The organism is Aureimonas sp. Leaf427 (genome assembly GCF_001425485.1).
Taxonomy (GTDB): Bacteria; Pseudomonadota; Alphaproteobacteria; order Rhizobiales; family Rhizobiaceae; genus Plantimonas.
Genome location: NZ_LMQW01000023.1, coordinates 408,416 through 420,156 on the forward strand (window position 1 = coordinate 408,416; position 11,741 = coordinate 420,156).

Sequence of the window (11,741 nt, forward strand, 5' to 3'; positions counted from 1 at the left end):
CCTTTCAGAGCAGATCCATGACCGAAACGCTGATCTCCCCCGAAGCCCTGTCCTTTCTTCTCGGGCGGCCCGGCGTCGTCGTGCTCGACGCCTCCTGGTATCTGCCGGCGCAGAAGCGCGATCCCGTCGCCGAGTACAGGACGGCGCATATTCCCGGCGCCATCTTCTTCGATCACGATGCCGCCTCGGACGCCTCGTCGCCACTGCCCCATACGATCCCCTCCTCGCTCGATTTCGCGGCCTATATCGGCGGGCTCGGCGTGACGGAGGGCGACACGATCGTCGTCTACGACGGTCTCGGCCTCTTTTCCGCGCCGCGCGCCTGGTGGCTTCTCAAGACCTTCGGCGCGCGGACCGTACGCGTTCTCGACGGCGGACTGCCCGCCTGGGTCGCAATGGGACTTCCCGTCGAGAGCGGCACCGTGCAGCGGCCGGCGCAGCGCTTCGTGACGCTCTACGACGGCGATGCCGTGGTCGGGTTCTCCGAAATGCGCGACCTCGTCGAGACCGGCTCGCTGCCGATCGCCGACGCGCGTCCCGCCGGGCGGTTCGCGGGCGAGGAGGCGGAGCCTCGCGCAGGCGTGCGTGCCGGCCACATGCCGGGCGCACTTTCGCTGCCGGTCTCGGACCTCGTCTCGGACGGACGGCTGAAATCGCCGGACGAGCTTCGTGCCGCCTTCGAAGCGGCGGGGCTCGATCCCGAGGCGCCGATGGTCACGACCTGCGGCTCGGGCGTGACCGCCGCCGTCATCAATCTGGCGATGGACAGGCTGGAAGCCCCTCGCCCAAGGCTCTACGACGGCTCGTGGACCGAATGGGGCTCGGCGGCCGATACGCCCGTCGAGACCGGCCCCGCCGCCAAGTCCGGATCTGCCGCGGCGACCCGTCCGTGAAGATCGTCCGTCTCCTTTCGACGGTCGTCACCTATCTCGAACTGCGCGCCGCGCCGCCGCGCCTCGCGCAGCCGCCGGCCGCCCATGCCGATGCGCGGGTCGAGCGGGTGCGCAACATCCCGCTCTCATTCTATCGCTATCTCTATCGCGAGGTCGGGCGGGCGCATCACTGGACCTCGCGCAACCTCGCCGACGACGCACTGCTCTCGGAGCTCCGCCATCCCGGCATCGAGGTGCATGTCCTCACCATCGGCGGGGCGCCCGCCGGCTGGTTCGAGCTGGATGCGGCGCGCAAGCCCGGCGAGACGCGAATCGTGCATTTCGGCCTGATGCCGGATTTCCAGGGCGCCGGGCTTGCGCGCTTCCTGCTCGGCCAGTCCGTCGACGCGGCCTTCGCCACCGGCGCCCGCACGGTCACCCTGGAGACGAACGAGCTGGACCATCCCGCCGCCCTTCGGCTCTACCGGGAGTTCGGCTTCACGATCACGGGCACGCGCAGCGTCTCGACGCCGGCGATCGACGACTGAGATAGGGTCGGAAGACCCTGCGCGGAGATGACTCTGTCGCAGCGCGGCGAAACGGGCTAAGCCGCTTCGCAATGCCCACGAACCGGATGCGCGCCTTGATCCTACGCCTCGTTCTCGCGCTCGTCGTCGTTCTCGCGCTCGCTGCCGGCGGCGTCTGGCTCTTCGGGCCGCGCGAGCCGGCGGATCTGACGCTCCGCTTCGATCCCGCCGCCATCGGGGCGGACCCCGACGCCTATCTGGCGCGGACCGAAGCCGACGTTCCGAACCTGCGGCCGGATGCGGCGAAGTCGATCGTCTGGGCCTATCCGGCCTCGCGCGCCAAGACGCCGCTCGCCGTCGTCTACATCCACGGATTTTCCGGCTCGCGCGAGGACCTCCGCCCCCTGCCGGACGAGGTGGCCGAGCGGCTCGGCGCCAATCTCTACTTCACGCGCCTCGCCGGCCACGGCCGCGACGGAGCCGCCATGCGCGAGGCGAGCGTCAACGACTGGGTCAACGATCTTGCCGAGGCCCTCGCCATCGGTCGCGAGATCGGCGAGCGCGTCGTCGTGATCTCGACCTCGACGGGCGCGACGCTTGCGACGCTCGGCGCGACGCTGCCCGATCTCGCCAAGAGCATGGACGGACTGGTGCTGGTCTCGCCGAATTTCGGCCTGCCCCAGCGCTACGCCTTCGTGCTGGACCTGCCCTTCGCGCGCGATCTCCTACCCTGGCTGACCGACGAGACCTACAGCTTCACGCCCGTCAACGACGCTCAGGCCGCGAACTGGACGGTGAGCTACCCGACAGCGGCCCTCCTTCCGATGGCCGCGCTCGTCCGAACGACGGTCGCGGCGCGGCTGGATGCGATCACGCTTCCCGCCTTCTTCCTCTATTCGCCCGCGGACACGGTGGTCGACCCCACCGCCACGGAGGCGGTAGCCGCGCGCTGGGGCGGGCCGAAGCAGGTGCTGCAGGTTCCCTCGTCCGGCGATCCCGCGAACCATGTCATCGCCGGCCGCATCCTCTCGCCGCAGACGACCGAGGAACTGGCCGCCCGCATCGCCGACTGGATCGCGGCCCTTCCGGCAAAATAGGCTGGGAAGGCCCGTTCAGTCTTCGAAGAACGGCCGTGCGGCTTCCGCATTCGCCTGCTCTCGCGTCAGCCCGATGTCGAGAAGCTGCGCGTCGCTCATCTCGCGAAGCTGCTGGCGGCTGCGGTAGAGATCGCTGCGAAAGGTCACGAAGCGAACCATATCGACCGTCGTGCGCGCGATCGCGACCGCGGCCAGGGCCATCCGCTCACGGAACAGGACATCCGTCTGGCGAGCGACGTTCAACGCACTCCACTCTCCGCGATTGTCTCTCATTGTACCCATTCCTATCCAGCCAATCTCTGCATAAGGGGTACAATTGACAGTGTCATCTTGGCAAGCTAGTCTCTTGTCACGATGACAAGTTGGTTTCCCACTCCGTCCGAGGGCCCCGGCCCGTTCTACAGACGCCTCGCGGATGCGATCGAGCAGGCGATCGGCGATGGCACGCTGCCACCGGATTCCAAATTGCCTCCGCAGCGGGACCTCGCCTTCGATCTGAAGGTGACAATCGGTACAATCGGGCGTGCCTATGCGATGCTGCGCGAGCGCGGGCTCGTCGCGGGAGAGGTCGGGCGCGGGACCTATGTGCTCGGTCATTCGCAGGCGGCGCCGGGCGCCACCGTCGACACGTTCTCCGCCAATCTTCAGGGAACGCGCCTTGCCGAGGTGCCGGCCGACAAGCTGCGCTTCGACACGACGGCGGCGCCCGAGGTCGGACAGGCCGCCGTCATGGGCGAGCTCTTCGCGTCCGTCGCGCGCGACCATCCGCAGGAGATCGCGAGCTATTCGCGGCGGACGCCGGATCTCTGGCTGGAGGCGGGCGCATCCTGGCTCGGGCGGGGCGATTTTCGGCCGAAGCCGGAGGATATCGTCCCGACGCAAGGTGTGCTCGCGGGCTCGCTCGCCGTCGTCCTGGCGCTCGTCACACCCGGCGAGAGGGTCGTGGTGGAGGCACTGACCTACAGCCAGTTCGCGCGGAGCACCCGGCTTCTCGGGCGGCGAACCGTCATCGTCGAGACCGACGAGCATGGCATGGTGCCGGAGGATTTCGAGCGCGTCTGCGCGCAGCAGCATCCCAAGCTCGCCTTCCTGATGCCGGCCGCGCACAATCCGACGCTCTCCATCCTCTCCGAGGCCCGCCGACGCGCCATCGCCGAGATCGCGCGGCGCCACGAGGTCTGGCTGATCGAGGACGATCTCTACGGCGCCATGTCCGGCGACGCGCTGCCGCGCATCGCGGAATTCGCGCCGGAGCGGACCTTCGTGGCGGGCGGCCTGTCGAAGGCCGTCGCGGCGGGCCTTCGCGGCGCCTGGGTCGCCTGCCCCGCCCATTATGCGCAGCGCGTGCGCACGACGCACAAGATGATGACGGGCGGGCTCTCCTTCATCCTGGCGGAGGCCGGCGCGCGGCTGGTCGTCTCCGGCGAGGCCAAGGAGATCGAGCGGCGGTGCCGGGCGGAGGTCTCGCGACGCGAGGCGCTGGCGCGGGCGGTGTTCGAAGGCTACGACTTCGCCTCGCACCCCCATGTCCCGTTCTTCTGGCTGAAGCTGCCCTCGCCCTGGCTCTCCGGCACGTTCAAGACGGCGGCGCTGCGCGAGGGGGCGATCATCGACGACGAGGACGAGTTCAAGGCCGACCGGATGGAGCGAACCTTCCACCGCGCGCGCGTCGCCTTCTCCTCCGGCTCGCTGGACGAGATCCGAACCGGCTTCACGATCCTGCGCCGCCTTCTCGACAGCGGCGTCGCCGGCTACGACGCGGAGATCTGACGGCGGGCCCCTCGAACGAGGCCCGCCGACCGCTCAGATCAGAAGATCCGCCATGATGCGGTTTTCGGTGATGTCCTGGTAGGCGATGCCGTTCGCCTCGAAGCGCTCGAACAAAGCGGGAAAGCTCGCCGTATCCTTCGTCTCGATCCCGAGAAGGATCGAGCCGAAATCGCGGGCGGACTTCTTTAGATATTCGAAGCGCGCGATGTCGTCGTCGGGGCCAAGCAGGCCGAGGAAATCGCGCAGCGCGCCGGGGCGCTGGGCGAGGCGCAGGATGAAGTACTTCTTCAACCCCTCGAAGCGCAGCGCGCGCTCCTTGACGTCGGGCAGGCGCTCGAAGTCGAAGTTCGAGCCGGAGACGACGAGCGCGACCGTCTTGCCGCGAACCTCTTCGCCCAGCGCGTTCAGCGCGTCGATGGCCAAGGCGCCGGCGGGTTCGAGAACAATGCCCTCGAGGTTCAGCATTTCCAGCATGGTCTTGCAGAGCCGCCCTTCTGGCGAAAGCACGACCTTGTCCGGCGAGAACCGGCGCAGCGTCTCGAAGGGAAGAGCGCCGATTTCGGCGACGGCGGCGCCGTCGACGAAGCCTTCCATCTGCGGCAGGCGCGTCAGTTCCCCGCGCACCAGGCTGGTGTGCAGGCTCGGCGCGCCCAGTGGCTCGACGAGGCGAATGTCCGGCATCTCGCCGCCCTTCGCCAGGAAATAGCGAGTGACGCCGGAGGCGAGACCGCCGCCGCCGACGGGCAGGACCAGCATGTCCGGCTTGGCGCCGAGCTCCATCTCGATCTCGCGGCCGACCGTCGCCTGCCCCTCGATGATGTCCTCATGGTCGAAGGGCGGCACCATCGCGGCGCCGGAGGAGGCCGCATAGGCCTTGGCGGCGGCGTAGCAATCGTCGAAATAGTCGCCGACGAGTTCGATCTCGACGGCGCCCGCGCCGAAAATGCGCGTCTTCTGGATCTTCTGCTGCGGCGTCGTCACCGGCATGAAGACCCGGCCCTTGAAGCCGAAATGGCGGCAGGCGAAGGCGAAGCCCTGGGCGTGATTGCCGGCGGAGGCGCAGGTGAAGGCGCCCGTGGCCGAGCCCTCCTCCAGCCGCTTGCGCATGAAGTTGAACGCGCCGCGCAGCTTGTAGGACCGGACCGGGGTCAGGTCCTCGCGCTTAAGATAGACGCGCGCGCCGTAGCGGGCCGAGAGATGCTCGTTCAGCTGGAGCGGCGTCTCGGGGAAAAGCTGGCGGATCGCGCGTTCGGCATCGGCCACCCGGTCGAGAAAGGCGGCATCGCTCATGACTGCGTCACCGAGCCCGGGCGCGCGCCGGCGCCCGCCTCCGTGGTTCCGATAATGATGTCGCCCCGCACGGCCCATCCGAGAATCGCGGAAAGACGAGCCTCGGCGGCGGCCAAGGACGCAGCGCGGCTTGCGCCGTCGAGGACGTGGGAACGGGCGGACATGATCGAAACTCCTGGGGGTGGCGAGCCGGACGGCCGGGCTCGGCCCCCGCAATGTTCCAGACGCCCCGAAATGTAAAGACCGCGCCGCGCGGTCCCTCGATCAGAGGAACAGATCAACGATCTCGAAACGGTCGACGTCGACGAGGCCCTTGTCCGAGATGCGAAGGCTCGGAATGACGACGAGGGCCAGCAGCGAGTGCTGCATATAGGCATTGTTCAGCGTGCAGCCGGCCTGCCGCATCGCCTCGATCAGCCGGTCCGCCTTCTCGGCGACGATCTCGGCGCGCTCGTTCGACATGAGGCCGGCGATCGGCATCTCGACCATCGCCTTCTCCTCGCCGCCCGCGAAGAACACGACGCCGCCGCCGACCTCCCCCAGCCGGTTCGCCGCGCGCGCCATGTTGTCGCGGCTCGTGCCGACGACGATCATGTGGTGGCTGTCATGGGCGACGGTGGAGGCCAGCGCGCAAGGGACGGAGTAGCCGAAGCCCGAGACGAAGGCGTTGGAGACGAGCCCGGTGGCCCGGTGGCGCTCCACGAGGGCGATGTGGCAGACATCGGCCGCCGCATCCGGCTCGACGAAGCCGTCGACGATGGGCAGGCGAGCCTCCAGCGCGCGCGTCGGGGCCTGGTTCTCGACGACGCCGATGACGCGCACATGGGCCGCGTTCGAGCCCTCCGGCGCCTTTACCGCGAAATCCTCGGCCGACAGATGCTTGCCGAGCCGCACGGTGGATTTGGCCTCCGCCGGATAGGGATAGGCGGGCAGGTTCGCCACGAGACGGCCGGCCTCGGCAAGCTTCATCCCGCGCGCATAGACGGCGTCGATCGAAAGCGTCGCCAGATCGGACACGAGAAGCAGATCCGCCCGGCGCCCTGGCGCGATCGAGCCGAGTTCGCGGGCAAGGCCGAAATGCTCGGCCGTGTTCAGCGTCGCCATCTGGATGGCGGTGATCGGCTTCAAGCCTTGCGCGATGGCGTGGCGGACGACGCGGTCCATATGGCCGTCGCGAACCAGCGTGCCGGAATGGCAGTCGTCGGTGCAGAGGATGAAGTGCCGGCTGTCGAGGCCCATTTCGGTGACGGCCTTCACCTGCTCGGCGACGTCGTACCATGCCGAGCCGAGGCGGAGCATGGCCTTCATGCCCTGGCGCACGCGGGCGGCGGCGTCGGATGCGCGCGTTCCCTCGTGATCGTCTTCCGGCCCGCCCGCGACATAGCCGTGGAAGGGCAGGCCGAGGTCCGGCGAGGCGTAGTGTCCGCCGACGGTCTTGCCCGCGCGCCGTGTCGCCTCGATCGCGCCGGTCATGACGAGGTCGTTGGCCGCGACGCCCGGAAAGTTCATGACCTCGCCGAGCCCGACGATGTTCGGCCAGGCCATGGCCTCGGCGATCTCGGCCGCGCCGAGTTCGGCGCCGCCCTCCTCCAGCCCCGGCGCGGACGGCACGCAGGACGGCATCTGGACGAAGACGTTGACCGGCTGCGCCATCGCCTCGTCGTGCATCAGCCGAACGCCGGGCAGGCCGAGCACGTTGGCGATCTCGTGGGGATCGATGAACATCGAGGTCGTGCCGTGCGGAATGACGGCGCGGCAGAACTCCGTCACCGTCACCATGCCGCTCTCGACATGCATATGCGCGTCGCAGAGGCCGGGCACGAGATAACGCCCCTCCGCCTCGACCACTTCGGTCCCCGCCCCGATCGCGTGGGACGCGTCAGGCCCGCAATAGGCAAAGCGCCCGTCGCGGATGGCGATGTCCGTGTTCGGGATGATCTCACCGGAATGGACGTTCACCCAGCGCCCGCCCCGGATCACCAGATCCGCCGGCGCGCGGCCCATCGCGACGTCGACCAGCCGCGGCGCGGCGGTCTCGAAAGGGCTGAGGGTGGCGGTCTTGGTCATCGTCGCATCCAGCATTCATCGTCGGCGGCATTGTGCAGCGCGAGCGGGCGGCGTCCAGCGGGAAAGAAGTAAGGCATGCGAAAGATGTGAGCGCTATGATTGCACCCGGCGCAGACGATACGCTTCCAGAGGGCATGAACCGATGAAACTTCTGCTGGCTCTCGCCCTGATCGGCCACCTCGCGCCGCCGCCGCCGAGCGCATCGATATCGCCACGGTTCGAGACAGTCGAGGCGTTCTGCAAGGGCTGTGGCTGCCGCGGCGGGCCTGGCTGGCGCATCCATCGCACCGGCCAGTGCGCGAGCAAGAAGAACCTCGCCAAGGAATGCGGCAGCCCGCCCTCGCCGGCTTTGTGCACGAAGGAAAACTGAGGGGTTTCCGACAGGCGCCGAGACGATTGAGCGGTTGGGAAAAACGCGCTAGTCACGAGACGTGAGGCTCGATTGCAAAACCGTCAGCCGGTTCTGCAGCACCGGCCTCATGAAAGCCTTGCGCCACAAGGCTTGCGGGCGTGGCGAAATGGTAGACGCAAGGGACTTAAAATCCCTCGGGCCTCGTCCCGTGCGGGTTCGAGTCCCGCCGCCCGCACCACTCTCTCATCACATACAAAAAAGGGAAGCGCCCGGAAGACGCTCCCCCTGTCGCCGGTCGAGCCGGCCGTCCGTCAGCCGAAGAGCTTGGTCGCGATCTCGGCGATGTGCTTGCCCTGGAAGCGGGCGCCGTCGAGGTCGTTCGCGCTCGGCTGGCGCGAGCCGTCGCCGCCGGCGATGGTGGTCGCGCCGTAGGGCGAGCCGCCGGTGATCTGACTGTTGTCCATCTGGCCCTGGAAGGAATAGGGCAGGCCGACGACGATCAGGCCGTGATGCAGGAAGACCTTGTGCACGGAGAAGAGCGTGGCTTCGTTGCCGCCGTGCTGGGTCGCGCTGGAGGTGAAAGCGCCGCCGACCTTGCCGACGAGCTTGCCCTGGAACCAGAGACCGCCCGTGCGGTCCCAGAAGGACGCCATCTGCGAGCTCATGTTGCCGTAGCGCGTGGGCGCGCCGACGATGATCGCGTCGTAGCCGGCCAGATCCTCCGGCTGGGCCTCGGGGAAGTCGTGGTCGGTCTTGAAATGCGCGGCGGCGACGACGTCGGCCGGAGCCGTTTCGGGCACGCGCTTGATGTCGACCGATGCGCCCGCGCTCCTGGCGCCGTCCGCCACGGCCTTCGCCATCGTCTCGATATGTCCGTAGCTCGAATAATAGAGCACCAGCACCTTGGCCATGGTCGTTCCCCTCGATCACCGGCGACGCGCCCAACCGGCTGCCGCATCCGCGCCTAGAGATAGGCGAACCGGCGTCTTGGGAAGCCACCCGCGACGCTACGATCCGTCAACGCTGAGGCGACTGTCGGATGGGACATGGCGGCGCCTTGCATTTTGCCGCGGCGCAACGCTCTCATCGCGCTTCAGATTCGCCGATCCTTGACCCGAGTGCCCGCCATGACGACACAGCCGCCGAAGACCGCCATGCTCGCCATCGGAGACGAGATCCTCTCGGGCCGGACGAAGGACAAGAACATCGGCCATCTCGCCGAGGTTCTGACGGCGGCCGGCATCGATCTCTGCGAGGTCCGCATCGTCGGCGACGAGCCCGCGCGGATCGCCGATACGGTGAACACGCTGCGCCGCGAATACGACTACGTCTTCACGTCGGGCGGCATCGGCCCGACCCATGACGACGTGACGGCGGATGCGATCGGGGCGGCCTTCGCCCTCCCCGTCACCGAGCATCCCGAAGCCGTGGCGCTGCTCGCCGCGCATTACGAAAGGCGCGAGATGCCCTTCACCGAGGCACGCCGCCGGATGACGCGCACGCCCGAAGGCGCCAGCCTCATCGACAATCCCGTTTCCACCGCGCCGGGCTTTCGCATCGACAACGTCTTCGTCATGGCCGGTGTGCCCGCCGTGTTCCAGGCCATGCTCGACAATGTCCTGAAGGAGCTCCCGACGGGCGAGCCGATGCGCAGCGCCTCGGTCGACTGTCCCTATGGCGAAGGTGATATCGGCGGGCCGCTGCGCGCCGTGCAGGGGCGCCATTCCGGCGTCGCCATCGGCTCCTATCCGCGCTTCGGCGGCGGCCCCTCCGGCTATTCCGCCGAGATCGTGCTGCGCTCGCGCGATCCGGCCAAGATCGAGGCGGCGAAGGCGGATGTCGAGGCGATGCTTACCGAGGTCGGCCGCTCGCTTGGCCTTGTCGGCAAAGACGCCGGCGTCTAGAGGCTGTTTTTTGACCGGAGAGCCGTCATGTCGAGCGTCGAGAAGTCCTTTCCCGTTTCCTGGGATCAGTTCCACCGCGATGCGCGGGCCCTGGCCTGGCGCCTTGCGGGCATCCGCCCGGAGTGGAAGGCGATCGTCTGCATCACGCGCGGCGGGCTGGTCCCGGCCGCGATCATCTCGCGCGAGCTCGGCACGCGCCTGATCGAGACGGTCTGCATCGCCTCCTATCACGAGTATTCCGAGCAGGGAGAGCTGCGCGTCCTCAAGGAAATCTCGCCGCTCCTCATCGAGGACGAGGGCGAAGGCATCCTGATCGTCGACGATCTCACCGACACCGGCAAGACCGCCGGCCTCGTGCGGGCCATGCTGCCGAAGGCCCATTTCGCCACCGTCTACGCCAAGCCGAAGGGCCGGCCGCTGGTCGATACGTTCATCACCGAGGTCAGCCAGGACACCTGGATCTTCTTTCCCTGGGATCTCGGCCTGACCTTCCAGGCGCCGATCGCCAAGGGCTCGGCCGGCTGAGCCGAACCGGCTCGGCCGGGTCGATCAGGCCCGCTCGGCGAGATCGATCTCCGCGACGAGGACGAGGCCGGACCCCGGCCAGTCCCGCGTGATCGATCCATTGTGCTGGCGCACGACCAGCGTTTCCAGGAGCTTGGAGCCGAAACCTCGCGTTACGGGTTGGGCCGAGATGGCGACCCCCGTCTCGCGCCATTCCAGCCGCAGGCGCCGCCGACCCTCCCCGTCCATCTCGCGCCAGGCGACGTGGATGAAGCCGCCCTTCGCGATCGCGCCGTATTTGGCAGCGTTCGTGCCGAGTTCGTGCGCGACCATGCCGATGGAGACCGCCTCCTCGTCGCTGACGCGCACGGTCTCGCCGTCGAAGGTCAGGTGCGAGCCCAGCGTGCCCCGGACGCCTTCGTCGTAGTGGCAGAGCTCGTTGGCGAGGATTTCACCGACCGTGGTGCCGCGCGATCCGGCATCGGCGAGAAGCGACTGGGTGCGGGCGAGCGCCGCGATCCGCTCGACCACCGCCTCGCGCAGGGCAACCGCATCCCCCTGTCCGCGCAGCGTCAGGCTCACGATGGCCTGCACCTTGGCGAAGCTGTTCTTCACCCGGTGCTCCATCTCGCGCATGAGCAGCATCCGCGCCGCCTCCGCCTCTTCGCGGCGGCGAATCTCCTGGCGGAGCGACAATTCGGTCTCGATGATGCCGGCGAGATCGGCGAGCAGTTCCTCCTCCTCCTCCGTCCAGGTCCGGGGCACGACGTCGATCGCGCAAAGCGAGCCGATGACGACGCCGTCCGCCCGCCGGATGGGATGGCCGATATAGGCCTCGACGCCGAGATCGCCGATCGCGAGATTGTCGCAGACGAGCGGATGCGAGCGGGCGTCCGCGACGACGAGCGGCGCTTCGGTTCGAACGACATACTGGCAGAAGGAATGGGTGAGCGGCGTCTCGCGGCGCGAATGCCAGGGCTCGGGCAGGCCGATCTCGCCCTTGAAGAACTGACGGTCCCGATCGAGAATCGTCACCAGCGCCACGGGGGCGCGAAGCAGGCGCGCGACGAGATTGGTGACGCGGTCGAAGGCCTCCTCTCGGGGCGTGTCGAGAAGGTCTTCAGCGCCATAGGGTTCCGGATCGACGCCTGCGCTCCCCTTCTCCGCTTCCGACAGGCTCCCGCCCTCGTTCTGCGCCATGTCCGTTGACTCCACGCGGACCGTGGCGACGCGTCCGACACCATGACCGATCTCTGCGATCCTGCATCGCCTTGGGGGAAAAGGTGCATGTCGGCTTTTCGTCAAGGTTGGCCCCGACCGATTCCCTTTTCGGTCGCGTTGAAGATGCCGATGGGAAG

At 68.2% G+C, this 11,741-nt stretch carries 13 protein-coding genes and 1 tRNA gene; 8 read left to right on the forward strand and 6 right to left on the reverse strand.

The features are described from left to right. Positions 1 to 17 precede the first annotated feature (17 nt). From sseA to ASG62_RS15235, 3 genes are all read left to right on the forward strand, one after another. Positions 18 to 893, forward strand: a complete 876-nt coding sequence (sseA, locus tag ASG62_RS15225; protein WP_056692033.1) for a 3-mercaptopyruvate sulfurtransferase — start codon at positions 18 to 20, stop codon at positions 891 to 893. Beyond that, positions 890 to 1,420, forward strand: coding sequence for a GNAT family N-acetyltransferase (locus ASG62_RS15230; RefSeq protein ID WP_162245999.1), 531 nt, complete (start codon positions 890 to 892; stop codon positions 1,418 to 1,420). The genes sseA and ASG62_RS15230 overlap by 4 nt, the downstream gene beginning before the upstream one ends. 86 nt (positions 1,421 to 1,506) lie before the next feature. After that, on the forward strand, positions 1,507 to 2,496 hold the full coding sequence (locus ASG62_RS15235) for an alpha/beta hydrolase (protein WP_056692232.1): 990 nt from the start codon (positions 1,507 to 1,509) through the stop codon (positions 2,494 to 2,496). A 15-nt stretch (positions 2,497 to 2,511) separates the two neighbouring features. Here ASG62_RS15235 and ASG62_RS15240 read toward each other — a convergent pair whose 3' ends face one another. Beyond that, positions 2,512 to 2,769, reverse strand: a complete 258-nt coding sequence (locus ASG62_RS15240) for a DUF1127 domain-containing protein (RefSeq protein ID WP_244487507.1) — start codon at positions 2,767 to 2,769, stop codon at positions 2,512 to 2,514. An 81-nt stretch (positions 2,770 to 2,850) separates the two neighbouring features. Here ASG62_RS15240 and ASG62_RS15245 point away from each other — a divergent pair, with 81 nt between their 5' ends. Then, positions 2,851 to 4,266: a PLP-dependent aminotransferase family protein gene (locus ASG62_RS15245; RefSeq protein ID WP_056692039.1), complete on the forward strand. Its 1,416-nt coding sequence runs from the start codon at positions 2,851 to 2,853 to the stop codon at positions 4,264 to 4,266. A 33-nt stretch (positions 4,267 to 4,299) separates the two neighbouring features. Here the strand turns inward: ASG62_RS15245 and ilvA are convergent, their stop codons facing one another. The 3 genes from ilvA to ade form a co-directional block, all read right to left on the reverse strand. Next, positions 4,300 to 5,556: a threonine ammonia-lyase IlvA gene (gene ilvA / locus ASG62_RS15250; protein ID WP_056692042.1), complete on the reverse strand. Its 1,257-nt coding sequence runs from the start codon at positions 5,554 to 5,556 to the stop codon at positions 4,300 to 4,302. Continuing rightward, on the reverse strand, positions 5,553 to 5,720 hold the full coding sequence (locus ASG62_RS26545) for a hypothetical protein (RefSeq protein ID WP_156382168.1): 168 nt from the start codon (positions 5,718 to 5,720) through the stop codon (positions 5,553 to 5,555). The genes ilvA and ASG62_RS26545 overlap by 4 nt, the downstream gene beginning before the upstream one ends. 100 nt (positions 5,721 to 5,820) lie before the next feature. Beyond that, positions 5,821 to 7,623, reverse strand: a complete 1,803-nt coding sequence (gene ade / locus ASG62_RS15255) for an adenine deaminase (RefSeq protein WP_056692235.1) — start codon at positions 7,621 to 7,623, stop codon at positions 5,821 to 5,823. 142 nt (positions 7,624 to 7,765) lie between these two features. Here ade and ASG62_RS15260 point away from each other — a divergent pair, with 142 nt between their 5' ends. Together ASG62_RS15260 and ASG62_RS15265 are read left to right on the forward strand one after the other, a co-directional pair. Further along, a complete protein-coding gene (locus tag ASG62_RS15260; RefSeq protein WP_056692045.1) occupies positions 7,766 to 7,993 on the forward strand; it encodes a hypothetical protein in 228 nt (75 codons plus the stop codon). A gap of 134 nt (positions 7,994 to 8,127) precedes the next feature. Next, positions 8,128 to 8,213 (forward strand) — tRNA-Leu (locus tag ASG62_RS15265). 73 nt (positions 8,214 to 8,286) lie between these two features. Here the strand turns inward: ASG62_RS15265 and wrbA are convergent. Next, the gene (gene wrbA / locus ASG62_RS15270; protein WP_056692050.1) at positions 8,287 to 8,886 is read right to left on the reverse strand and encodes an NAD(P)H:quinone oxidoreductase; all 600 of its coding nucleotides are present in this window, start codon (positions 8,884 to 8,886) and stop codon (positions 8,287 to 8,289) included. A gap of 216 nt (positions 8,887 to 9,102) precedes the next feature. On the opposite strand from wrbA, the gene ASG62_RS15275 reads away from it, so the two are divergent. Both ASG62_RS15275 and gpt read left to right on the forward strand, forming a co-directional pair. Further along, positions 9,103 to 9,879 (forward strand): competence/damage-inducible protein A, encoded by a 777-nt coding sequence (locus tag ASG62_RS15275; protein ID WP_056692053.1) that lies wholly within the window; start codon positions 9,103 to 9,105, stop codon positions 9,877 to 9,879. Positions 9,880 to 9,906: 27 nt separating this feature from the next. After that, a complete protein-coding gene (gpt, locus tag ASG62_RS15280) occupies positions 9,907 to 10,404 on the forward strand; it encodes a xanthine phosphoribosyltransferase (RefSeq protein ID WP_056692056.1) in 498 nt (165 codons plus the stop codon). A 24-nt stretch (positions 10,405 to 10,428) separates the two neighbouring features. On the opposite strand, the gene ASG62_RS15285 is transcribed toward gpt, so the two are convergent. Continuing rightward, positions 10,429 to 11,583 carry a sensor histidine kinase gene (locus tag ASG62_RS15285; RefSeq protein ID WP_056692060.1) on the reverse strand — a complete coding sequence of 385 codons (1,155 nt, stop codon included), beginning with the start codon at positions 11,581 to 11,583 and terminating at the stop codon, positions 10,429 to 10,431. Positions 11,584 to 11,741 lie beyond the last annotated feature (158 nt).